Source organism: Nitrospira sp. Vd2 (genome assembly GCF_979581665.1).
The window spans coordinates 20764-43513 of record NZ_CEFZSK010000040.1; the positions used below are offsets into that span (position 1 = coordinate 20764).

Consider the following 22750-nt stretch of genomic DNA (forward strand, 5'->3'; position numbering starts at 1 on the left):
GGGATCGGATCTGTTATGGTTTGGCGCCGTAGCCCATCTTCTGCTTGAACGTGTTGATGATCTGCTTCAATTCTGCGGCAAACGCCTCGTCGATCTTACTTTTCGTGACCAAGTCCTTCTTGATGTGCGGGTGATGCTGCGCCACGTAGTGCAGCAAATCTTCTTCGAACTGCCGAATCTTATCGACCGGCACATCGTCGACGAAGCCGTTCGTGCCGGCAAAGATCGATAGAACCTGGTCCGCCACGGGCATCGGCTTATACTGCCCTTGCTTGAGCAACTCCACCATCCGAACGCCTCGGTTCAATTGCGCCTGCGTGGCCTTGTCCAGCTCGCTGCCGAACTGCGCGAATGCGGCCATCTCCCGGTACTGCGCCAAATCCAAACGCAGCGTCCCGGCCACCTGCTTCATGGTCTTGATCTGGGCCGACCCACCGACACGGGACACCGAGAGGCCGACGTTGATCGCGGGCCGGATGCCTGAATAGAAAAGATCGCTCGCGAGATAGATCTGCCCATCGGTAATCGAGATGACGTTCGTCGGGATGTATGCCGACACGTCACCCGCTTGGGTCTCGATGATCGGCAGCGCCGTCAGGCTACCACCACCTAATTCCTGGCTCAGTTTCGCCGCACGCTCCAGCAACCGTGAATGCAGATAGAAGACGTCACCGGGATAGGCTTCGCGTCCCGGTGGGCGACGGAGCAGGAGGGAAATTTGCCGATACGCGGTGGCATGCTTCGACAAGTCGTCATAAATAATCAACGCGTGCTTGCCGTTGTCTCGAAAGTACTCGCCCATCGCGACGCCGGCGTACGGCGCCAGGTATTGAAGAGAGGCCGCATCGCTGGCCGTCGCGGAGACCACCATGCTGTATTCCATGGCATGGTGCTCTTCGAGTGTCTTGATGACGCGGGCGACGGTAGAGCGTTTTTGGCCGATCGCGACGTAGATGCAGAAGACGTTCTGGCCGCGCTGATTGATGATCGTGTCGACCGCGATTGCCGTTTTCCCGGTCTGCCGATCCCCGATGATCAACTCGCGTTGACCGCGTCCGATGGGGATCATCGCGTCGATGGCTTTGAGACCGGTCTGAAGCGGCTCACGGACCGATTGTCGTTCAACCACGCCGGGGGCCCGCACTTCCAAACGACGGGTGGTCGACGTCTTGATCGGCCCTTTGCCGTCGAGTGGCTGACCGATCGCGTTGACGACGCGCCCGACCAGCGCTTCTCCGACCGGAATTTCCGCGATCCGCCCGGTTCGCTTGACGGCATCGCCTTCCTTAATTCCTGTTTCCTCGCCCATGAGCACGGCGCCGACGCTGTCTTCTTCGAGATTCAGCGCGATGCCGTACAGGTTGCCGGGGAACTCGAGCATTTCGCCCGCCATCGCCCCTTCCAGACCATAGACTTTCGCGATCCCGTCGCCAACCTGGATCACCGACCCGGTCTGATTGACATCGACCCGCTGATCAAAGCCTTTGATCTTCTCTTTGATGATGGCTGTAATCTCTTCCGACTTGATCTGCATCGGCTACTCCTTCGTCACGAGCGTCCGCATTGCTGCCAACCGACTCTTGACGCTGCTATCGAATACCGTGCTCCCGACCATGATCTTCAGTCCTGCCAGCAGACCGGGATCGGTGTGGAAGGCAATATCGACTGTCTGACCCATCAGCTGGGCCAGTCGGTGTTTCAACTGTTCTTGCTCGGCCGCGTTCAATGGCTTCTCGGATGTCACCTGGATTTGCTTCGTCCCTTTCTGCTGATCGGCCAGCCGGGTGAGTTCCTCGGCGATTTCGGCAAGGAATCCCAATCGGTTTTTCTTGATGAGTTGCCCGAGGAACCGATTGACAATTGGCGGGCATCCGAGTCGCTGGCTCAGCCCGGCGAGCACGTCGTGCTTTTCGTGAAACGTAAATGCCGGTGAGGCAAGGACGTGCCTGAGGGTCTTAGATTCAGCAGTCGCGCGGGCTAAGGCGGCGAGTCCTGCACGAGTCGCCTCCACTTGGGCTGACTCGACGAGCCCGAACAAGGCTTTGGCGTAACGACGGGCGACTCCGGTTTTGATCACGATCCGTACCGATGATCGGGGGTAACTTGGCGTGCGGCGGGCACGACAAAACGCGAAACAGTAGCATTCGATCTGACGCGGTGTCAAGAAGGAAGGACGGAAGGCTCGAACAGCTGCTACTGAATGATGCCGCCGCCGAGGACTCGGTCACCGTGATAGAAGACGGCGGATTGCCCGGGGCTAAGTGCTCGCTGAGGGTGCGCAAATCGCACAAGGATTGAACCGTCTTGGATAGGTTCGATTACCGCCGGAGACGCCGGGGAGGCGTAGCGGACCTTGACCTCAACGGCAACCGGCTTTGTCCCCACCGCCTTATCGAGCAGTACGATATCACTGACACGACATTCGGTGGACAGGAGATTTTCAGCCGGGCCGAGAACGACCGTGCGAGTCTGCGGCACCAAACGCTGCACGTAGAGCCTCTCACCGACCGCTACGCCGAGGCCCCGCCGTTGTCCAGGAGTATAGAAAGCAACCCCCTCGTGCGCTCCCAAGACATTCCCATGGGCGTCGGTAAAGACGCCCGGCTGGCGCACTTCCGGTGCCTCACGCTCAAGAAACGATCGGTAATCGCCTTGTGAGGCGAAACAGATTTCCTGGCTCTCCTTGAGTTCGTCAGCGGGTAGCCCGATCGCCTCCGCCCGCTCCCACACCTCAGACTTCTGGAGTTCCCCTACAGGGAAGAGAAGACGCGGAAGCCATTCGGGGGAGATGCGGTACAGAAAATAGGTTTGATCCTTTCGAGCATCGCTCGCCTTCCGCAAAGTGACCTGGCCGTTCTCAGCGACAATCCGCGCATAATGACCGGTGGCAAAGAACTGAGCCCCGCATGCATCGGCAAGCTCAGCGAGCACCCGCAGCTTGACCCGCTCGTTGCATCGCACACACGGGTTCGGCGTCGTCCCTGCTAAATACCCGGAGAGAAAATCGTGGATGACCCCGCTTCGGAAGCGCGCGCGCGTATCGACGACTTCATGGGTGATGCCCAACTGCTTCGCGGCAAATCGTGCAATACCGATCTTGCAGCAACCGCGCTCTTGCCAACGTTTCGATACCGCCACCTCATCGTCCTCGTGCTCCCACACCTGAAGCGTGACGCCGTGGACGTTGTAGCCTTGCTCGACGAGCAACGCCGCCGCTACGCAGCTATCGACACCGCCGCTCATGCCAAGGAGGACGCGTGGACGAGACATTACTTAGCCTTGCGAAGATTCCTGTACGCGCACCTTGCCCCGATGCAGCGCTAGGTTGTGGACGTTGTCAGGCTGCACGAGATCCTCGGTCACAGGGTCCATGGTCTTCTTGACCCCCATATCGCACAGGCCGTGATGGTGCGCTCCCTCTTCCATCGAGATCAAGGGTGCCCGAATATCGCCGATCACGACGGCGGACTTCAAGAGCTGAACTTTTTCAGTCGCGGTCACGGCCGCATGGATCTTGCCGCCACAGACCAATACGCCTGCACTTACGGTCCCCTTGATCATGGCATGCTCGCCGACGATCAATGTACCTTTGGTATGAATCTCGCCTTCGAGGCGGCCGTCGACGCGAACGGTTCCCTCAAATCGAATCACGCCTTGAAAATCGACACCGCGCCCTAAAAACGTAAAGTTTTCATCTCTTTCTCCGGATGGCTTCTTATTGAGCTCCCACATCGGTCATCCTCCTCTCTGTCGACGTTCTGCGCCCTCCGAACTAGCAACGGGCTAGCTGATGACGGAGGGCGAAGGAACGAGTGAACGGATAGAAACGACGGTCGAGGTGTGATGTGCCAGGATGGATCAAGCCAACAGGATCTCAACCAATCGTTCAAGCTCTTCGGGACCAAAGTAGTGTAGCACAAGCTTTCCGCCCTTCCGGCCCTTCACTACCGATACGCGGGTCCCTAGACGCCGTTGGAGGCGTTCCTCAAGATCGGTATATGGCTTTTGTGCCTTGCTCTTTCGTTTGGGATGAAAGAGCCCCGCGGCTAGCTTTTCTGCCTGCCGGACAGAGAGTTGCTCCCGGACAATTTGCTGCGCGAGCCGATGTTGTGCATCTGCAGTAGACAAGCCGAGCAAAACTTTCGCATGCCCTGTCGTCAATTGGCCTGACTCGACGAGGCCCTGAATATCCGGTGGTAAGTGGATAAGCCGAGCAATATTCGCAATCGAGGAGCGGTCTTTACCGATCCGTTGTGCGACGGTCTCCTGAGTAAAGCCGAATTCGGTAATAAGCCGATGATAGGCCCGTGCCGCCTCCATGGGATTGAGGTCTTGGCGCTGGACGTTTTCAACTAATGCCAGTTCCATGGCTTGCTCATCCGTCGAATTGCGGACAATCGCGCGGATCTTCGGGAGACCGGCCATTTTGGCGGCACGAAATCGTCGCTCGCCGGCAATCAGCTCGTAAATCCCGTCGCCTCTCCTCCGAACGATGATCGGCTGAAGAAGCCCATTTTGCTTAATTGATTCAGATAGTTGAGAAATATCGTCGTCTGAAAATGTCGTCCTCGGCTGGTACCGATTAGGAATAATATGCTGAAGCGGGATTTCTTGGACGTCCTGAGCCGTCGAATAGGCCGGTTCTGCCTTTGCGGCATGCGGAAGGAGTGCCTCCAGCCCCCTACCGAGCGCTTTTTTCTCCACTGTGTAGGACCTCCTTGGCCAATTCGAAGTAGGCCTGCGCCCCTGATGATCCCGCGTTGTAGAGAGCCACGGGCCGACCATAACTTGGGGCTTCGGCGAGGGTGACGTTGCGAGGGATCATCGTTTGATACACCTTTTCTTTGAAATGTCCCCGAATCTCGTCGACGACCTGTCGCGCGAGACTATTCCTGGAATCGTACATCGTCAGCACGACTCCTTCGATTTGCAGCGATGGATTCAGGCTTTCCTGGACACGATGAACATTGGCCATCAACCGGCCGAGGCCCTCCATCGCGTAGTACTCACACTGAACCGGGACCAAGACGGACGAAGCCGCAACGAACGCATTGATGGTCAGAAATCCCAGGGCCGGTGGACAATCAATGATGATGAAATCAAAGCGATCAGCGACAGAAGTCAGTGTGCGCTTCAATACGTGCTCTCGATCAGGCAAGGACACGAATTCGACTTCGGCGCCCACCAAATCCCCAGTGGCGGGTGCAACGAACAGTTTCGGGACAGAGGTGGCCTGAATGATTTCTGAAAATTTTTCCTCACGCATCAGGCAATCGTAAAGGGACTTGGCCAGAGAGCGAGAGTCAATGCCAACCCCGCTCGTAGCGTTGGCTTGGGGATCGAGATCAACGAGGAGCACCGACTGATCGCTAATGGCGAGAGATGCTGAGAGGTTGACGGAAGTGGTTGTTTTCCCAACACCGCCCTTTTGATTTGCCACCGCGATAATTCGTGCCACTGCCCGCTCACCTCACAATGTTCCACGTGGAACACGACGCGACATCAACACCGAGAGAACACGCGTACCGAATCCGCCGGGCAACTCATACACGATTTCATCGGCTATTTCAAAGCCACTACGTTGTTGGATTGAGTCGTGTGGCACTCTCGTCGATCGAAACAGAATCACTTTTCCACCAGGCGCAAGGATCGACTGAAGTAGATCAAGACTCGGCAGCACATCGAATGCTCTCGTCGCAACATAGTCATACCGATCCGCTGAACGAGGTGAAAATTCCTCCAATCTCTCAGAAACGACTTGGATTGCGTGCAAATTCAAAATTCCGACCATGTAGCGCAGAAAGGCCGTCCGCTTTTGATTTGGCTCTAACAATGTGATTGTGAGGTCAGGATAGTAAATCTTGAGGGGCAAGCCGGGAAACCCAGCGCCAGACCCAACATCTAACAGCGATGAAGGACCTGGCCCAACAACCCTCGTCGCGGCCAGAGAGTCGAGAAAGTGTTTTGCGGCTATCTCATTGGTCTTCGTGATTGCCGTCAGGTTGGTCTTCTCGTTCCATGCGAGAAGCGCCTGCTCATATCTTTCTAACAGTGTGAGTTGGACAGGACTGATGCTGAGCCCGAATTGAGCTGACCAGGAAAGAAATGTGGAATGTTCCACGTGGAACACTTATCGGGACACGGGTAGGGACGTCAAGAAAAAGAAAAAGGTCAGGAGACGCACAATAGGCTACAGAGAAGCCGGAGCCAGGGTCGAAGCACCACCTCCCCGATGGCGCCGCAAAGCAACAAGGAGAGTTGAGATGGCTGCCGGCGTCACACCTGAAATGCGAGAGGCTTGCCCAATCGAGGCCGGCCGGACTCGCTTTAGCTTCTCCGTCACCTCTCGAGAAAAGCCAACGACTGAATCGTAATCGAACGCCGGCGGGATCGGTTGGTCTTCCATTTTCTTGTGCCGCGCAACCTGCTGAAGCTGCCGTTGAATGTATCCCTCATACTTAATCGCCACCTCTATGGCGTCCTTCGCCTCCTCATCGTTTACGAGCAAGCTCTCATCTTCCGTCAGTTCGCAGAGTAGATCGTACGTGACATCCTGGCGCTTGAGGATTTGGCTATACGTCAGATCAGGAGACAATCGATCGATCCCGAGTGTCGCCAACTGCTGCCGCGCGATTGGTGACCATCTCGGCCTGTGCTTCTTTAGGTGAGCAATGCGTTGCTCTACTCGCTCTTTCTTTCTAACGAACCTGTCATAACAGTCCACCGGTACAAGCCCAAGGCGATGGCCGATCTCCATCAGCCGAAAGTCAGCGTTGTCGTGACGAAGCAGCAGGCGGTACTCCGCTCGAGAGGTGAACATTCGGTATGGCTCTCGGGCATCCTTGGTAATGAGGTCGTCGATCAGTACCCCGATGTAAGCCTGCGATCGATCGAGCACCAGCGGAGACTCGCCGCGTACCTTGAGCGCCGCATTGATGCCCGCGACAATGCCCTGGGCGGCCGCTTCTTCGTATCCCGACGTACCGTTGATTTGACCCGCATGATAAAGGCCGGCGACCAACTTGGTTTCAAGGGTGGGATGCAATTGGCGCGGAGGAAAGTAATCGTATTCGATCGCGTACCCTGGCTTGAGCATGCTTGCGCGACTGAGGCCTGGTATTGTACGTATAATTTCGTACTGTACGTCTGCCGGGAGGCTTGTCGAAATTCCATTCGGATAGAACTCACGCGTATCAAGCCCTTCAGGCTCGACAAAAATCTGATGGCGCTCCTTGTCGGCAAAACGCACGACCTTGTCCTCGATCGACGGGCAATATCGGGGGCCGGTCGCTTCGATCACTCCGCTGTACATCGGCGACCGATCGAGATTCGCCCGAATGATGTCATGCGTCTTCGCGTTCGTGTACGTGAGATGGCACAACATCTGCCTCAACCCAATCGCTTTCGTTCGATACGAAAACGGTGTGGGCAGCTCATCGCCGGACTGCGGGATCATCGCGGCAAAATCGATCGTCTCGCGGTCGAGGCGAGGCGGGGTCCCGGTCTTGAGCCGTCCCCGTTCGAAACCGAAATCTCGCATGCAATCGGAGAGATGCTCGGCCGCCCCTTCCCCCGCGCGCCCGGCCGGAAAGTGTGTGAGCCCGATGTGAATAAGTCCTTTCAGGAACGTCCCCGATGTCAACACGACGGCGCGCGCCTCGATTCGCTCACCGGCACCAGTCTCCACCGCACACACTGCGCCTTGCCGGGTCAGGATCCGATCCACTGTCCCACGCACAACGTCCAAGTTCACTTGATTGCGGATCGTGTCCTGCATCTCTCGCCGGTAGAGCGCCTTGTCGCATTGCACGCGTAACGCGCGCACCGCCGGCCCCTTACTTGTATTCAGCATACGAAATTGGATCCCCGCGCGGTCGGTATTCCGAGCCATCTCGCCGCCAAGTGCGTCGATTTCCTTGACGAGATGACCTTTCGCGATCCCGCCGACCGCTGGGTTGCAGGACATCTGCGCGATCTTGCCTCCATCCATCGTGAGCAACGCGACCTGGGTACCCATACGAGCCGCAGCGAGCGCCGCCTCGCACCCGGCGTGTCCTCCCCCCACCACGATGACGTCGTACGACAGCGCCACACTACTTCCCGATACAAAATTGGCTGAAAATCCGGTCGAGAATATCGTCGGTGGTCACAGCACCCGTGATTTCGCCGAGCGCCTCGACTGCGTCTCTCAAATCTACCGCGATGATTTCGGCAGGCAACCGTGCACCAACGAATTTCATCGCTTTCTCCAGTGACGCGCCGACGGTCTGCAAGGCGATCTCATGGCGCACCCGCGTGATGAGCACACCATCCGATGATTCGCCATCTCTCCCCACCAGCAGCTCACGGATCCGAGTTCGAAGCTTGTCGAGTCCCTCGCCGGTCTTGGCCGATACTTCCAAAGTGCCAAGACCGAGCTTGTCTCGGTCCTCGTCACTCAGTCGCGGCTGCAAGTCGACCTTGTTCACCACCACGAGGCACTTCTTCTCTCGACACCGGCCCAGCAAGAGACAATCCTCGTCAAGCAGTCGCGAGGAGCCATCGATGAGGATGACGACGACATCGGCATCTTCGATCGTCGTTTCAGTTCGCCGTATCCCCTCACGCTCCACCGGATCCTCGGCTGTCCGCAAGCCGGCGGTATCTTGTAGCCGCACCGTGACGCCGTCCAAATTCACCATCTCTTCGAGTACATCGCGCGTGGTTCCGGGGATCGCGGTGACGATGGCCCGATCCGTCGCAAGCAACGCGTTCATGAGACTCGACTTGCCCACATTCGGGCGACCGACGAGGGCGACAGACGCCCCTTCGCGCAGGATCCGTCCGCGCGCCCCGCTCTGCAGCAGCCTCGCGACTGCGACACGGACCTCGCCGATACCCTTGATCAATTCTTCTCGTCCGATGAATTCAATGTCTTCCTCCGAGAAGTCAATGCCCGCCTCGAGCTCAGCCAGCAAACGCATCAGCCGCTCGCGGAGGTCGTCGAGCGCCTCTCCAAGCCGGCCCCGCCGCTGGGCCTGTGCCATGCGTAGCCCGCGCTCGCTGTGAGCATGGATGACATCCATCACCGCCTCGGCCTGGGTCAGGTCCATCTTGCCATTGAGGAACGCCCGCTTGGTAAATTCCCCTGGCGCTGCTAGACGCGCGCCTGCCTCCACTAGAACCTGACAAATGGTCATCAGAACGACTGGCCCACCGTGGCAGTGCAGCTCCACCACGTCCTCCCCGGTGTACGACCGCGGTGCACGCATGACCACGACGAGACCGTCGTCAACGTCTTCTTCTGTGTCATTCTGAACGGAGCTGAAACTGGCATAGTGCAGCGTGTGGCTTGCGAGGTCTTGAAGGGGCGTGCCTGACTTTACGCGAACGATCCGAGCAGCGACGGCAACGGCTTCTGCCCCGCTGATTCGAACAATTCCAATTCCGCCCTCGCCTAACGGCGTGGCGACCGCACAAATCGTGTCATCCATGGCCGTGCTCGCCTCACGGCTGTTCGGTTTGCGATCCGGTGGCTTCCTCGACACGTTCCTCTTTTTCTTTGTCGCGCTTCTTCCGGCCTCCTGCCTTCTTGCCATCACCCGCGCCTTCAGCATCTTCAGCGGCAGCGACCGGCGCAGCCGGCTTCTTGAAAACGTACCGGTCCGTCACGAATTGCTGAGTGATCGTCACGGCGTTGTTCGTCAGCCAGTACAGCACGAGCCCCGCGGGAAACGTCAGGAACAAGAGCGTCATGAACGCCGGCAAGAGCAACATGATCTTCGCCTGCGTCGGATCCATGGTCGTCGGCATGATCTTCTGCTGCACGACCATGCTGATGCCCATCAGAATCGGCAGGACGTAGTAGGGGTCTTGTGCGGAGAGGTCCGTAATCCACAGCATGAACGGCGCCTGGCGCAGGTCGATCGTCATGTAGAGAATGTTGAACAAGGCCACGAACACCGGCATCTGCAAGACCATGGGCAGGCAGCCCCCGACCGGATTCACCTTATGATCGCGGTACAGCTTGATCAGCTCGCGATTCAGCCGTTCGCGGTCATCCTTGTACTTCGTCTGCAGCGCCACCACCTTGGGCTGGATGAGCTGCATGTCCTTCATCGACTTGTAGCTCTTGTATTGCAGCGGCACGAACAGGAGCTTGATCGAGATGGTCAGCAGGACGATCGCGACGCCATAGTTGTGGGTGTAGTCGTAGATAAATCGGAGCACGGAGAAGAGCGGCTTCGCCACCGCCTTCACGATCCCCCAACTGCCATAGATAAACCACCCGAAGTCGATCGTATCTTCCAGCCCGATATTGAACGACTTCAGCGTGTCGAATTCTTTCGGGCCGGCGTAGAGCGCAAGTCGCATCGGCTCGGCCGCTGAGGCATATCGCACCCCGGCCGAGACGAGCTTGTCCGCCTCCTTTTTGATCACCGCACCCGACGCGCCTGTCGGGATCAACACGCTCAAGAAATACTTGTCCTGTAAGGCGACCCATGTGACGGTCCCCTTGCGCTCGGTCTCCGTCTCGGGCACATCCTTTTCGACCTTTCCATCCACGGACGACGCCGGCCCGATCAGTCCGATAAATCCCTCGCCCCACTCGACCACGCCGAAGTTCGTGCCCAGTTCCACGTCCACCGGTCCCGACACGCCGTCGACACGGATTACGAGATCGACGAGATAGCTGTCGTGGTGGAACGTTAGCTCTTTGACGACCTGATACCCGGCAGGATCGGCATATCGAAAGACGACGTGGCCGATCGGATGCGTCGCATCCAGGACCGAGAAGTCCCGCTCGACCTGATAGAGCGAGTCGTTGAGTCGTTGCGTCACCGCACTATCAGGTAGACGCAGCGAGAGCGGTTTTCGAAACCGCCCTTCGCCATATACCATCTGTACCGGCCTCGTATCCTCCTTCGGGCCCGTCGTATACCGGGCGAGCTCCCAACTCGTAATCGTGCCGCCGCGATTACTCAGCACAGCGCGAAAGAGCCCCGTGACAATCTCTTCCGTCTGCTGTTCGTGCGCTGCGCCTCCCGCGGCGCGGGGCTGCGCGCTCGCCTCCCTGCCGGCGGGCAAGGCGACCGCTTCCGAGCGCTTCTCTTTGAGGACTTCCGGATTGTCGCCCTTCTCCGATCCCCCTTCAGGCCGCGGTTCCGCTTCCTTGCCGGGAGGCTCCGGCACAGGCACGATTCCGAACTGCTTCATCACATAGTCGTAGCCGATGATAATGGCGAGGGAGAGGACTAGGAAGACAATAACTCTCTTTTCCATACAACTCGTACGATAGGATCTGCTGCCGATACGACGTTCGTCCGTGGCTGGGGACTATTTCACCGGATCAAGCCCACCGGGATGGAAGGGATGACATTTCATCAATCGCCACAGCCCACGGCAGACGCCACCGATGACCCCATACCGTGCAATCGCCTCAGCGGTATACCGTGAACACGTCGGTTCGAACCGGCAGGCCGGGCCGAGCAGCGGAGAAATCCACCGATGATACAAGCCTATGATCCTAATGCAGAGGAACCGCACATCATCCTTGAATCACAACACCCTGTGCCTTGAGCGCCGTCAGCCACACTTCTGCCCGCAAGGCATGCGGCGCCGTTAAGGCTTCTCGTCTTGGAAAGACCACAAGGTCATAGCCATCAACCATGACGCTCGCCGTATGACGCGCGAGTTCCCGGAAGATCCGCTTCGCGCGGTTCCGAATCACGGCACCACCGAACCGTTTACCGACGACGACGGCCAATCGGACTCTCGGCTGCCCCGATGGAAACGCAAGGACGGTAAACAACGACGTCTGTCGGCGTCGGCCCAACCGTTTCACGCGTTCGATATCGGCACTCTGGCGGAGAGGGAGGAGACGAGATGCTGCGGAGCCGGTCATCTCCGGGGCTAGGGTACGGTAGGCTTCTACACCGTCAGGCGTGCTCGCCCCTTGGCCCGGCGCCGGGCCAAGACCTTCCGTCCATTCTTCGTACTCATCCGTTTTCGGAAGCCGTGATCCCGCTTCCGCTTCAATTTCGACGGCTGCCTATACGTCACCGACATGCAAACCCTCCACTTCTCTCTGAAAGCACGTCATTATAGGGAGCGGTCCCGGAGGTGTCAACGAATCACCAGAGCCACGTAGTACCTCTGACACCCTGGGGCGGTCTTGTTGGCACCCGAGCCATTCGGCCACAGCGGCGACCAACCGCGGCTCCTGCTATTTTTTTCCCTTGTGGATTTGCCGGTACTTGGAGCTCTCCTGTACTGGTATTGGCCTTGCTCACGGGCATTGCTGGTGCGTCGCGGCCTGCACAGGCTGAGCCTCGAGAGAAGGGGGGTGAGCGCATGAGCAAGAGCTTGATGGCAATGATGGCGTTGGTCGTCGGCCTGACCTTTGGGTCGGTCACGTTCGTCCAGGCGGACGAAAAGGCACCGGCAACCGACAAGAAGATGGAGAAGACAGAGAAGAAGACTGAGAAGAAGACGGAGAAGAAGTAATTCCGGTCACCCGGGACCGGTGCGCTTTGTCGCTGGCAAAGCGTGCCGGTCCTCATTATCATCTTTAAGAGGAGTCTCACGTGGAGAAACGTTCGATGACACGCACACTGACGTTCCTGATCGTTCCAAGTTTGCTGCTCCTGGTTGCCGCTTGCTCAAAGGCGCCCACGGAAAAAGTCGCCGCCGCGGAAAAGGCGGTCACCGATGCCCGGGCCGCGGGCGCCGGCAAATATCTCCCTGAAGATCTCGCCAAGCTGGAAAGCGCGCTCACGGCTGCAAAGAGCGAGATTGCCGAGCAGGATGCCAAGTTCGGGTTCCTTCGCGACTATGAAAAAGCCGCCCAATCGTTGACCGCCGTCCAGACGGATGCTGCGCGCGTTGTGACGGATACCGGAAAGAAGAAAGAAGAGGCGAAAACGGCAGCGGTGGCCGCACAACAAGCGGCGCAGGACGCCGTGAAGAGCACGCAAGACTTGGTAGCCAAGGCGCCGGTCGGCAAAGACCGCGCAGCGGTGGAAGCGATCAAAGCAGATGTCGAGGCACTGATGACCTCACTGCCGGAAATTGAAAAAGCAATAACCGCCGAGGACTACCAGGCCGCACAGGCAAAGGCGAAGGCCGTGCAGGATAAGAGTCAAGCCGTCTCAGCCGAAATCGAAGCCGCGCTCGCCAAAGTGCAGAAGCCGCAGGCTAAAAAGAAGGCGTGATCGAATGATGCGCCACGTCCGCCCACGACCCGCTACAATGTGGCTCGCCGCCATCATCTTGGCGGGGTTCGTGGGCTGCGTGCAAAAGGTTCCGGTGGAAACCGTCGAGGCCATTCAGGCTCTGGACGATCAACTCCGTGCCGAGCACGCCGCCGAATACGCCCCCGAGCAGTATGAGCGCTTCGTCACCCGCTGGGTGTCGCTCAAGGCTCACCTCGACGCGGAGGAGGACGAAATCACCTGGCCGTGGGAGAACAACCCGCTGCTGGCTGAAGTGAGTCGAGTGCGGGCGGAGGCCGAGGCCGCCATGGCCAAGGCCGCCGAACGCCGGGAAGCACGGCGCCGGGAGGCCGAAGGCCGCCTCGCCTCGCTCGAGAGCCGCTTTCGAGTCCTGAACACCCACGTCGAGCAGATGGGCAGTCGAATCGTACTGGGACGGCGTCCCGCCGAGACTGCGCTACTGCTCAATCAAGCTCGGTCCTTTTATGAGCAGGGCTTATACGTGCGGTCGGCGCAATTGACCCAGCAGGCTGCCCGGCTCATGAATTCCCAGGCGTCAGTCCTCGCGGCCGAACTCGGCCACTACGCCGACGAGCGACGGGTCAATGCGTGGCGACGGCAAGCGCAGGCGACCATCGAGTGGTCGCGCGCCCATCGCCAACCGGCCATCATCGTGAGCAAAGCCGATCACCGGCTGATCCTGTACAGCAATGGGCAGCCGGTGGTTTCCTACCCCGTGAGACTTGGTTACAATGGCATGTTAGATAAGCGCTATCAGGGGGATGGCGCGACGCCCGAAGGCCGGTATCACATCATCAAGAAGAAAGATCGCGGGGAGACGCAGTTCTACAAGGCGCTCCTGCTCGATTATCCCAACGCGGAGGATCGACGGCGCTTCGAACGGGCACGCCGGGCGGGGCGTCTACCGGCACGCAGCGATATCGGCGGCCATATCGAGATTCATGGCGGTGATAATCCCCTCCTCAGTCAAACGCTCGGGTGTGTCATGCTGGAGAATGTCGACATTGACAGCCTGTTCCGTCAAGTCGCTGCTGGGACCCCGGTCACGATCGTGGGCGCCTTGAAAGTCAGCAACGCCGTCGCCTTGGCCTTGGCGGAAATGGATCAGTCCGAAGAGGGGTGACATGGTTTTGGGCCGAGCGTGGCTTCGGAATGGAGCACTTGGCGTCCTGCTCCTTACCACAGTGTCGTCCACATCGACGCCCACCATCATACCGACCAGCGAGGAATCTCGCGATCAGCCACCGGCTACTCCGTCAACTCCTCAGTATCGCGCGCTGCTCATACGCCAGGCGCAGCTCAAGCAGAAGCTTACTCAGCTTACGCCCTCCGGCCATTACATCGTTGTCGATACCGCTCATAACCGGTTGTACGTCAAACGCGGCAAGGAGACGATCCTCACCGCCTTGGCCTCAACGGGGAGCGGGACGATTCTCGACAAACCCGATCAGCCCGGCGCGCAATGGGTGTTCGACACGCCCAGAGGGGAATTCACCATCCAATCCAAGCTGACGAACCCGGTCTGGGTGAAGCCAGACTGGGCGTTTTTAGAAGAGGGGCTCGCGGTCCCTCATGATCGAGCACAACGTATGGAATCGGGGATTCTCGGCGATTACGCCCTGGGGTTCGGCAAGGGGTATTTCATTCACGGGACGCTGTACCCGCGGCTGTTGGGCAAGAACGTCACGCACGGGTGTATTCGCCTGAACGACGATGACCTGCGCACGGTCTACAAGCTCGCCAAGATCGGCACCCCCGTCTTGATCTTCTGACTGTCTCCCCGCGCTCTTTCTCCTGATGTATACTGCCAGTCGTGATGCCTCGGCGGACCGCTTGGCCGGTCTCTCTGATCACGCTGTTCTTCTCGTCCGCCTTATTCGCCGCAGATCCACCGACCGGCTCATCAACGTCCGACGCAGCCTCGCTCGCGGCCGCGAATCGTCTTTTCGAGGAAGAACTCAAGCTCGCCGCTCGGGCACAGATCTATCTCGTCCTCAACCTCGCCGAGGGCTCGATTACCGTCAAGGGCCGCGGCCTCGAGCTTCAGCGCATCCCGATTGCCGGGTGGTCGACGGCCGCCTCCCTGCCGGCCACACCCTCGTTTAAGCTTCGTGCCCGCCCCCCGGTCAATCGACCCAGAGCCGCAACCGTGGAGAATGGGCCGGTCAGTGCGATCGAGCTACAAAACATGCCCGACACGTACACCCTTCAGTTCGATCCCGGGCTTCTCATCGTCGTCACGCCATCATGGCGCGATCGCCCATGGGAATGGCTCAAAGCCATGCTGCAGGAGTGGTGGTGGGGCGTCCGCATGACTGTGGAAGCAGCAGGTCAGAGCGACAGCGTCCTGCTGCATCTCATTCTCACTCAAGAGGCCGCTCAATTGCTTGCCTGGACAGCCGTCGATGGGATGCCGCTGCTGCTCACTCCGGCTACATCCCCGTAGGTCAGCATCCGTTTGCGTTTTCTTCTCGCCGGGCCTAAGATACACACATCGCTTCGTCGCCTCATCATGCCGCGATCCCCTGAAACAGCCGCCTTGGGCAGGTACCAGTCGCATGTGGATTCTGCACTGGTGGACCTGGCGCAGAGTCGCGTGATCGACCGGCTCTGGGAGCGCGATCACGGTCTGTGGAAGCCCGAGCCGACCGAGATCACCAACCGACTTGGGTGGTTGGCGGTAGCCGAGCAGATGCAGGCCCACATCCACGATCTCTCTGAGTTCGCCAAGTCAATTCGCCACGCCGGCTTTCGCGACGTCGTCCTCCTCGGGATGGGCGGGAGCAGCCTTGGCCCCGAAGTCTTGCGGCAGACGTTTGGCGGCGCTGCCGGCTTTCCCCGTCTCAGCGTTCTCGATTCGACGGTTCCGGGAGCCGTGCGTGCCGTCGCCGATTCCGTTCATCCCGCGAAGACACTTTTCATCGTCTCCAGCAAGTCGGGCGGTACGATCGAGGTCTTGTCGCTCTTTGCCTACTTCCGTGACCTCGTTACCAAGACAAAAGGGAATGCAGGCGGGCAACAGTTTCTCGCGATCACCGATCCGGGCACGAGCTTGGTCTCGTTGGCCGAACAGCACCAGTTCCGGCGAACGTTTCTCAATCCCGACGATATCGGCGGCCGCTACTCGGTTCTCTCTTATTTCGGACTGGTGCCCGCTGCACTGCTCGGCCTCGATCTCGGCCGTTTGCTCGATCGCGCCATCGCATGTGCGGAGCGCTGCCGCGCCTCCAGTCCGTCAGAGAATCCCGGTGCGATGCTTGGCACGATCATGGGCACCCTCAACCGTCTCGGCCATGACAAAGTCACGCTGCTCGCCTCACCCCGGATCGCCTCGTTCGGTCTCTGGGCCGAACAACTGCTCGCAGAGAGTACCGGCAAAGAGGGGAAGGGCATCGTTCCGGTGGCCCAGGAACCTCTGCTTCCCGTGAAAGCCTATGGCGACGACCGCTTGTTCGTCTACCTTCGCTTGGATCGCGACCGAAACGACTCCGTCGACCGTCAGGCGGCGGCACTTACACGTGCTGGACACCCGGTCGTCCATCTCCGGTTACGCGACCTCTATGATGTGGGCGCCGAATTTTTCCGTTGGGAATTCGCAACGGCGGTTGCCGGGCACCTGCTCGGCATCCATCCCTTCGATCAGCCCAACGTGCAAGAGAGTAAGGACAACACGAAGCGTCTCTTGTCACAGTTCGAACAGGAAGGCCGGTTGCCGCCACTGTCGGTCGACTCTGATCTTAAAGGCCTGTTGGAGACGATGAAGCCAGGCAGCTATGTCGGCCTGCTGGCCTATCTCACGCCGTCCCGGCGTATCGACGCGGCACTGACGGGCCTGCGCAAGCGCATTGCGACCACCTACCGCGTGGCGACGACGGCGGGCTACGGGCCGCGCTATCTGCACTCGACCGGCCAACTGCACAAGGGTGGACCTGCTGAAGCCGTGTTTCTGGAACTGACGGGACCCATGACTCCCGACGTAAAAATTCCCGGCTCACCGTACACGTTTGGGACGCTTGCGTCGGCTCAAGCCGTCGGCGACGTCCAGTCGTTACGCGCGCATGGTCGGCCCGTCGCTGTCATTTCTACCGGCCGCGATCCAGCGGCCCGGATTGCGTCATTGCTCGGAACCCGTCCTGCTGGGACACGTCGTTCATCCACGACGCGTTCGCCGAGGCGCCGTCGTGCCCGCACCTGAGGTTCACGTCTTCGATGACGCCTGGACCGTTGCCGATGAAGCGGCGGAGTTCCTGGTCTGGCTCATTCAACAGCACGGCGCTCACAGAGGCCCCTTTACACTCGCTCTCGCGGGGGGAACAACGCCCATTGCACTCTACGAGCGGCTCGCGACGACCCATGCCGCCTCGGCTTCCTGGGATCGCATCGAATGGTACTTTGGTGACGAACGGTGCGTGCCGCCCGGCCATCCCGACAGCAACTACCGGATGGCGCACAATGCCTTGTTCGTGCCTCTGAAGGTTCCCACTTCACAGATCTTTCCGATGTATGACGGGACTGCCAACGTCGAAGCGGCAGCCCAGGCGTATGAAGCGATTCTTCGGCGCCGCCTGCCGGCTGAGGCCAGCGGCTGGCCCCGTTTCGATGCGATCCTCCTAGGGCTCGGCGATGATGGCCATACCGCGTCCCTGTTCCCGCACTCCCCGGCACTCGAGGAACGCAGCCGGTCGGTCGTGACGAGCGAGTCCACGCGTGGGGTGAGACACCGCTTGACGATCACGCTGCCTGTCATCAATCATGCACACACTGTCCTGTTCTTGGTGACAGGACGACCGAAGGCCGAGGTGGTCGCCCGCGTCCTTGAGGACAGGGCGACCGATCCGCACGACTGCCCCGCAAAATTCGTCACCGTCCCTGACGGCCGTCTCGTGTGGTACGTCGACGGCCAGGCAGCCAGCCGGCTCTCCGCCAGTCGACAACAAGTCGTCTTCGACGAGGAATAGAATCATGATCTTAGCCGGTGACGTCGGTGGAACGAAAACGCGATTGGCGCTCTTTCACTGGACGACCGAACGCGTTGAGCCGGAGCGCGAAGAAATCTACATGAGCCGGGACTACAAGTCCTTGGAGGAGATTCTCGAGGAATTCCTCCATCCGCCGGCGCCAGAGCCCGTGTCTGAGACTGAAGCGAGCGAAGAACCCGACACCCAGACAGAGCCACCGACGGCAGAGCCGATCACGATCGACGCGGCCTGCATCGGGGTGGCTGGACCGGTCATCGACAACCGATGTCGCACGACAAACCTCCCTTGGTTCGTCGACGGCCAAGAACTGGGCCGCCGCTTCGATATTCGCCACGTGCGATTGCTGAACGACCTGGAAGCGACCGCCTACGGGCTGCTCGAATTGCGCCCCGATGAGACGGTTGTGCTGAACGCCGGCACTGCCTTACAGCAGAAGCGCGCGATGGCCCTCATTGCGGCAGGGACCGGGTTGGGCGAGGGGATCCTATTTTGGAATGGCGACCGGTACCATCCGATGTCCTCCGAGGGCGGACATACCGACTTTGCCCCGAACAGCGATCTGGAGATCGATCTGCTTCGCTACTTGCGCGCGCAGTACCTACACGTGAGCTATGAACGTGTGCTCTCGGGGCCCGGGTTGTACGCGATTTATGAATTTCTCCGCGACACCAAGAAAAACGAGCTGACCTGGGTCGCCGAACGCCTCAAGGTGGGGGACCCCGCGGCGGTCATCGCCGAGATCGGGCTGAAGAAGCAGGCGGAAATCTGCACACAGGCGTTGGATCTGTTTGTCGCCATTTACGGCGCGGAAGCCGGGAATCTCGCCTTGAAAGCCATGGCGTTGAGTGGCGTCTATATCGGTGGTGGAATCGCGCCCAAGCTCCTGCCCAAGTTGGAAGACGGCACGTTCATGCGATCGTTTACCGCGAAGGGCCGTTACAAGAAACTGATGGGCCAGATCCCGGTCCGCGTCATCGTCAATGACCAAGCCGCACTGATCGGTGCGGCGGCCTTCGGCGCCAACCTGGCACAGGCCGCCGCGGAGAAAGAGAGGGCCGGTGGATAAGGACGCGCTCAAGCGCATGGCGGCCGAAGCGGCCGTTCAGTATGTCCATGACGGCATGGTGGTGGGACTGGGCACCGGCTCGACGGCGAAGTACGTGGTGCTGGCCCTTGGCGAACGGGTACGCGATGGCGTCAACATTCGTGGCGTCCCGACCTCGCGTGAGACAGCCGAACTGGCCCGACAAAGCGGGATCCTGCTGATCGAAGCCGAGGACAGCTGGCACATCGATGTGGATATCGATGGGGCCGACCAAGTCGACCCACAGTTGAATCTGATCAAAGGCGGCGGCGGGGCGCTGCTCAAGGAAAAGATCGTGGCGGCGGTCTCGCGACAGGTCATCATCGTGGTGGATTATACGAAGCGGGTCCCGGTGCTCGGAGCCCCCTTTCCGCTGCCCGTCGAGGTGGTGCCATTTGGCTGGGCGAGCACCGCCCGTCTCATCGAGCGGCTGGGAGTGAAGGCGGTCATTCGTGAGCGCAACGGTGAGATCTTCAAGACCGAGGCGGGGCACTACATCCTGGATCTGCAGATCGACCGCATCGGCGATCCGGCCAAGCTCGAAGCGGCCCTCAACGAGATTCCTGGCGTCGTGGAGACCGGGCTGTTCGTCGGTCGCACCGACATCTTGATCGTCGGGACGCCGAACGGCGTGGAAACGCACAAGGCGGCCAGGACGTGACGTGCCTCGGTTTCCGCCCAGCACCCCCGCCTCGTTGCCGTCTCGCCTGACTCAGACCATGACACGTCGTCAGGCCCTGACGACAGTCGTTCATGGCGTCCGATGGCTCCTTGCGGCGGCTGCGGCGATCCTCACCTCCGAGACTGCTCGGGCCTTTTCCTTTAACACTGAACGACCATTGGGAGTCGACGCCATGACTGAATTACCGACAGCGACACGTGCCACTCACGCGTATCGGTTGCCCACTCATGTCATTCCGACCCGGTACGATCTCCGCTTGGAACCGGACCTCGAGGCGGGGCGCTTTTCTGGTCGAGCCACCGTGTCGCTCACGGTGACGGAGCCGACGTTCGAGGTCGTCTTCAACGCGGCTGAATTGACCATCGATGACGCCTCGATCGAGGACGGCGGCAATGTGCTCCATCATGGCACGGCGGAGCCGGAGGAAACGACCGAACGGTGCCGCGTTCGGTTCTCGGCCTCCCTGACGCCCGGCTCTTGGCGGCTGCACCTCACGTTTCGTGGCATTCTGAACGAGAAGCTGCGTGGCTTCTATCGCAGCCGCTATAAGGACGAGCATGGGCGACAACAATGGCTTGCGGCGACGCAATTTGAAGCCACCGATGCCCGCCGCGCCTTCCCGTGCTGGGATGAGCCGGCCTTCAAGGCGGTCTTTGCTGCGGCCCTGGTCATCGATCCGTCGCTCACCGCCGTCTCGAACACCCCGATCGTCATCGAAGCGATCGAGAACGAGAAGAAAGTCATCCGGTTTGATGACACGATTCGCATGTCCACCTACTTGGTCGCCTTCGTGGTAGGAAAACTGGAGGCGAGTAATCCCGCGATGGTCGGGACCGTGCCGCTTCGCATTTGGTCGGTTCCGGGCAAACGGCGCCTGACCCCGTTCGCCTTGGAGATCGCCCGGTTCTCGCTGGAGTTCTTCGAACGCTATTACGGCATTCCCTATCCGGGACGGAAGCTCGACCTCCTCGCGATCCCGGATTTTGCGTCCGGCGCGATGGAGAACCTTGGTGCCATTACCTTTCGAGAAACGGCGTTACTCGTCGATCAGTCCCGCGCGACGCATGCCGAGTTGGAACGCGTCGCGGACGTCGTCGCGCATGAGAATGCGCACATGTGGTTCGGCGATCTCGTCACGATGAGCTGGTGGAACGGATTGTGGCTGAATGAGGCGTTCGCGACATTCATGGAAATGCTGGCCGTCGATGCGTGGAAACCGGAGTGGCAGCGCTGGACCTCCTTCGGAGTGTCGCGCTCCGCCGCGATGGCGGTGGATGGCCTCTACAGCACTCGCCCCATTGAATATCCGGTCGTCGCCCCAAAGGACGCCGACGCCATGTTCGACGTGTTGACGTACGAAAAGGGCGCGTCCGTCCTGCGCATGATGGAGCAGCACATCGGACCGGAGCTCTTCCGCGACGGCGTGCGCGAATACCTGCGCCTCCATGCATACGGCAACGCGGACACGGGAGACCTCTGGCGTGCGCTCGGGCACGTGGCACGACAACCCATACCGGCCGTCATGGATGGGTGGATCTTCAAACCTGGCTATCCGGTCGTCACGGTGCGTCACGAGGGCCGCCGGTTGCTCCTCGAACAGGCCCGCTTCACCTACCTCCGCGAAGCGCCTCCGGGCTCGGACACCGAGTCGCACCAACGATGGCACATCCCAGTTCGGGTGGCGATCAAGACGGACACAGGAACCGAGACCCGCCGGCTGCTCCTGACCGAAGCGCAGACTTCAATGGACCTGCCAGACGGCTTTGAAGCTGTGATCGTGAACGAGGGCGGCCATGGGTTTTATCGTGTCCGGTACAGCCCGGACCTTCTCTCCAGGCTCATCTCCAGCGTGCCGGATGGCCTGGCGCCGATCGAGCGCTTCAACCTCATCAGTGATGCCTGGGCGTCGGTATTTGCGGGGTTGATGCCGATCACCGAGTATCTGACACTCACTGAAACGTTTAGCCGCGATCGAGATAAGAACGTATGGGAGCTCCTGCTCGCGTCGTTCCACCACATGTATCGGATCTTGGATCCTGATGCGCGGCCGCTCCTCGCCCGGTTCATACGGACGCGCATGGCCCCGGTGGTTGCCGATCTGGACTGGGCACCCAAACCCGGCGAGAATGACTTGACCAAACAGTTGCGGGCCGAGGTGCTGCGCACGCTCGGGACGATCGGCCGCGATCCGGCTGTGCGGGCGCGCGCCGCCGAGCTCTATAACGCGCCAGCACAGGTCGATCCCAATCTCCTCCCGTCCATCATCGCGATCATGGCCTATGCCGGTGATGCGGCACGGTACGATGAATACGTCGCGCGCTATCAGACAGCCGCCACGCCGCAGGAGGAGCGCCGGTATCTCTACTCGCTCGCGCTCTTCCAGGACCGCTCTCTCCTTGAGCGAACGCTCCACAAGACGATCAATGGCGAGATTCGGACTCAGGATGCACCTTTCATCGTCCGGATGGTCATGGGGAATGTCGAGGGGCGAGAGCTGGCGTGGTCGTTCATGAAGCGCGAATGGGACACGATGGACCGGCTGTACCCGAAGAACGGCCTTCGCCGCATGTGCGAGGGCATCACGAGTCTCGCTACGGCGGAGCTCGAACGCGACGTCCGCCGCTTTTTCGAGGAGCGGAAGATCGATCTGGGCGGCAAGACCCTCGCGCAGTATTTGGAGCAGCTCCGCGTGGCCGTCGTCTTTCGTGAACGGGAGCGTGCGGCCCTTCTCACATATCTGTCGCAATAGCACCGCATGGCAGCGCCGGCGACACGGTCGAAGTGGGTTGAT

General features: G+C 59.9%; 23 protein-coding genes. 10 read left to right on the top strand and 13 right to left on the bottom strand.

Features of this window, described 5'->3' with window-relative positions:
* Nucleotides 1–13: 13 nt before the first annotated feature.
* The 13 genes from atpA to rpmH all read right to left on the bottom strand — a co-directional run bounded on the left by atpA (nt 14) and on the right by rpmH (nt 12048).
* On the bottom strand, nt 14–1534 hold the full coding sequence (gene atpA, locus AC1U7K_RS16765) for a F0F1 ATP synthase subunit alpha (protein ID WP_480252813.1): 1521 nt from the start codon (nt 1532–1534) through the stop codon (nt 14–16).
* Between the two features lie 3 nt (nt 1535–1537).
* On the bottom strand, nt 1538–2077 hold the full coding sequence (atpH, locus tag AC1U7K_RS16770) for an ATP synthase F1 subunit delta (protein ID WP_480252815.1): 540 nt from the start codon (nt 2075–2077) through the stop codon (nt 1538–1540).
* A gap of 116 nt (nt 2078–2193) precedes the next feature.
* Nucleotides 2194–3270, bottom strand: a complete 1077-nt coding sequence (mnmA, locus tag AC1U7K_RS16775) for a tRNA 2-thiouridine(34) synthase MnmA (RefSeq protein ID WP_480252816.1) — start codon at nt 3268–3270, stop codon at nt 2194–2196.
* 3 nt (nt 3271–3273) lie between these two features.
* A complete protein-coding gene (locus AC1U7K_RS16780; protein ID WP_480252818.1) occupies nt 3274–3732 on the bottom strand; it encodes a bactofilin family protein in 459 nt (152 codons plus the stop codon).
* Nucleotides 3733–3858: 126 nt separating this feature from the next.
* The gene (locus tag AC1U7K_RS16785; RefSeq protein ID WP_480252820.1) at nt 3859–4704 is read right to left on the bottom strand and encodes a ParB/RepB/Spo0J family partition protein; all 846 of its coding nucleotides are present in this window, start codon (nt 4702–4704) and stop codon (nt 3859–3861) included.
* Nucleotides 4682–5458 carry a ParA family protein gene (locus AC1U7K_RS16790; RefSeq protein ID WP_480252821.1) on the bottom strand — a complete coding sequence of 259 codons (777 nt, stop codon included), beginning with the start codon at nt 5456–5458 and terminating at the stop codon, nt 4682–4684. Before AC1U7K_RS16790 ends, AC1U7K_RS16785 begins: the two co-directional genes overlap by 23 nt.
* A 12-nt stretch (nt 5459–5470) precedes the next feature.
* Nucleotides 5471–6121 (bottom strand): 16S rRNA (guanine(527)-N(7))-methyltransferase RsmG, encoded by a 651-nt coding sequence (gene rsmG, locus AC1U7K_RS16795; protein ID WP_480252823.1) that lies wholly within the window; start codon nt 6119–6121, stop codon nt 5471–5473.
* Between the two features lie 69 nt (nt 6122–6190).
* Nucleotides 6191–8092: a tRNA uridine-5-carboxymethylaminomethyl(34) synthesis enzyme MnmG gene (gene mnmG / locus AC1U7K_RS16800; RefSeq protein WP_480252824.1), complete on the bottom strand. Its 1902-nt coding sequence runs from the start codon at nt 8090–8092 to the stop codon at nt 6191–6193.
* A gap of 1 nt (nt 8093) precedes the next feature.
* A complete protein-coding gene (mnmE, locus tag AC1U7K_RS16805; protein WP_480252826.1) occupies nt 8094–9527 on the bottom strand; it encodes a tRNA uridine-5-carboxymethylaminomethyl(34) synthesis GTPase MnmE in 1434 nt (477 codons plus the stop codon).
* Nucleotides 9487–11262, bottom strand: a complete 1776-nt coding sequence (yidC, locus tag AC1U7K_RS16810; protein ID WP_480252828.1) for a membrane protein insertase YidC — start codon at nt 11260–11262, stop codon at nt 9487–9489. The genes mnmE and yidC overlap by 41 nt, the downstream gene beginning before the upstream one ends.
* Nucleotides 11263–11316: 54 nt before the next feature.
* On the bottom strand, nt 11317–11526 hold the full coding sequence (yidD, locus tag AC1U7K_RS16815; RefSeq protein ID WP_480252830.1) for a membrane protein insertion efficiency factor YidD: 210 nt from the start codon (nt 11524–11526) through the stop codon (nt 11317–11319).
* A gap of 1 nt (nt 11527) precedes the next feature.
* Complete coding sequence (rnpA, locus tag AC1U7K_RS16820) at nt 11528–11884, bottom strand: ribonuclease P protein component (RefSeq protein WP_480252832.1); 357 nt, start codon at nt 11882–11884, stop codon at nt 11528–11530.
* A 26-nt stretch (nt 11885–11910) separates the two neighbouring features.
* On the bottom strand, nt 11911–12048 hold the full coding sequence (rpmH, locus tag AC1U7K_RS16825) for a 50S ribosomal protein L34 (RefSeq protein WP_480252834.1): 138 nt from the start codon (nt 12046–12048) through the stop codon (nt 11911–11913).
* A 285-nt stretch (nt 12049–12333) separates the two neighbouring features.
* Between rpmH and AC1U7K_RS16830 the strand changes: the two genes are divergently transcribed.
* From AC1U7K_RS16830 to AC1U7K_RS16875, 10 genes are all read left to right on the top strand, one after another.
* Nucleotides 12334–12486, top strand: coding sequence for a hypothetical protein (locus AC1U7K_RS16830; RefSeq protein WP_480252835.1), 153 nt, complete (start codon nt 12334–12336; stop codon nt 12484–12486).
* 95 nt (nt 12487–12581) lie between these two features.
* A complete protein-coding gene (locus tag AC1U7K_RS16835; protein ID WP_480252837.1) occupies nt 12582–13193 on the top strand; it encodes a hypothetical protein in 612 nt (203 codons plus the stop codon).
* Between the two features lie 4 nt (nt 13194–13197).
* The gene (locus AC1U7K_RS16840; RefSeq protein ID WP_480252839.1) at nt 13198–14337 is read left to right on the top strand and encodes a L,D-transpeptidase family protein; all 1140 of its coding nucleotides are present in this window, start codon (nt 13198–13200) and stop codon (nt 14335–14337) included.
* 1 nt (nt 14338) lies between these two features.
* Complete coding sequence (locus tag AC1U7K_RS16845) at nt 14339–14986, top strand: L,D-transpeptidase (RefSeq protein ID WP_480252840.1); 648 nt, start codon at nt 14339–14341, stop codon at nt 14984–14986.
* A 44-nt stretch (nt 14987–15030) separates the two neighbouring features.
* Complete coding sequence (locus tag AC1U7K_RS16850) at nt 15031–15660, top strand: hypothetical protein (protein WP_480252842.1); 630 nt, start codon at nt 15031–15033, stop codon at nt 15658–15660.
* 114 nt (nt 15661–15774) lie between these two features.
* Nucleotides 15775–17409, top strand: a complete 1635-nt coding sequence (locus tag AC1U7K_RS16855) for a glucose-6-phosphate isomerase (RefSeq protein WP_480252843.1) — start codon at nt 15775–15777, stop codon at nt 17407–17409.
* On the top strand, nt 17396–18172 hold the full coding sequence (gene pgl / locus AC1U7K_RS16860; RefSeq protein WP_480252845.1) for a 6-phosphogluconolactonase: 777 nt from the start codon (nt 17396–17398) through the stop codon (nt 18170–18172). Before AC1U7K_RS16855 ends, pgl begins: the two co-directional genes overlap by 14 nt.
* 4 nt (nt 18173–18176) lie before the next feature.
* The gene (gene glk, locus AC1U7K_RS16865) at nt 18177–19259 is read left to right on the top strand and encodes a glucokinase (protein ID WP_480252847.1); all 1083 of its coding nucleotides are present in this window, start codon (nt 18177–18179) and stop codon (nt 19257–19259) included.
* Nucleotides 19252–19938 (top strand): ribose-5-phosphate isomerase RpiA, encoded by a 687-nt coding sequence (gene rpiA / locus AC1U7K_RS16870; RefSeq protein WP_480252849.1) that lies wholly within the window; start codon nt 19252–19254, stop codon nt 19936–19938. Before glk ends, rpiA begins: the two co-directional genes overlap by 8 nt.
* Nucleotides 19939–20131: 193 nt before the next feature.
* Nucleotides 20132–22708: a M1 family metallopeptidase gene (locus AC1U7K_RS16875; RefSeq protein WP_480252851.1), complete on the top strand. Its 2577-nt coding sequence runs from the start codon at nt 20132–20134 to the stop codon at nt 22706–22708.
* Nucleotides 22709–22750: the final 42 nt, after the last annotated feature.

What these genes read in the sequence shown, in the direction of transcription:
- atpA (WP_480252813.1), bottom strand. Translation starts at nt 1,534, where the DNA reads ATGCAGATCAAGTCGGAAGAGATTACAGCCATCATCAAAGAGAAGATC.
- mnmA (WP_480252816.1), bottom strand. Translation starts at nt 3,270, where the DNA reads ATGTCTCGTCCACGCGTCCTCCTTGGCATGAGCGGCGGTGTCGATAGC.
- AC1U7K_RS16780 (WP_480252818.1), bottom strand. Translation starts at nt 3,732, where the DNA reads ATGTGGGAGCTCAATAAGAAGCCATCCGGAGAAAGAGATGAAAACTTT.
- yidC (WP_480252828.1), bottom strand. Translation starts at nt 11,262, where the DNA reads ATGGAAAAGAGAGTTATTGTCTTCCTAGTCCTCTCCCTCGCCATTATC.
- rnpA (WP_480252832.1), bottom strand. Translation starts at nt 11,884, where the DNA reads ATGACCGGCTCCGCAGCATCTCGTCTCCTCCCTCTCCGCCAGAGTGCC.
- rpmH (WP_480252834.1), bottom strand. Translation starts at nt 12,048, where the DNA reads ATGTCGGTGACGTATAGGCAGCCGTCGAAATTGAAGCGGAAGCGGGAT.
- AC1U7K_RS16830 (WP_480252835.1), top strand. Translation starts at nt 12,334, where the DNA reads ATGAGCAAGAGCTTGATGGCAATGATGGCGTTGGTCGTCGGCCTGACC.
- AC1U7K_RS16835 (WP_480252837.1), top strand. Translation starts at nt 12,582, where the DNA reads ATGACACGCACACTGACGTTCCTGATCGTTCCAAGTTTGCTGCTCCTG.
- AC1U7K_RS16840 (WP_480252839.1), top strand. Translation starts at nt 13,198, where the DNA reads ATGATGCGCCACGTCCGCCCACGACCCGCTACAATGTGGCTCGCCGCC.
- AC1U7K_RS16845 (WP_480252840.1), top strand. Translation starts at nt 14,339, where the DNA reads ATGGTTTTGGGCCGAGCGTGGCTTCGGAATGGAGCACTTGGCGTCCTG.
- AC1U7K_RS16850 (WP_480252842.1), top strand. Translation starts at nt 15,031, where the DNA reads ATGCCTCGGCGGACCGCTTGGCCGGTCTCTCTGATCACGCTGTTCTTC.
- glk (WP_480252847.1), top strand. Translation starts at nt 18,177, where the DNA reads ATGATCTTAGCCGGTGACGTCGGTGGAACGAAAACGCGATTGGCGCTC.
- AC1U7K_RS16875 (WP_480252851.1), top strand. Translation starts at nt 20,132, where the DNA reads ATGACTGAATTACCGACAGCGACACGTGCCACTCACGCGTATCGGTTG.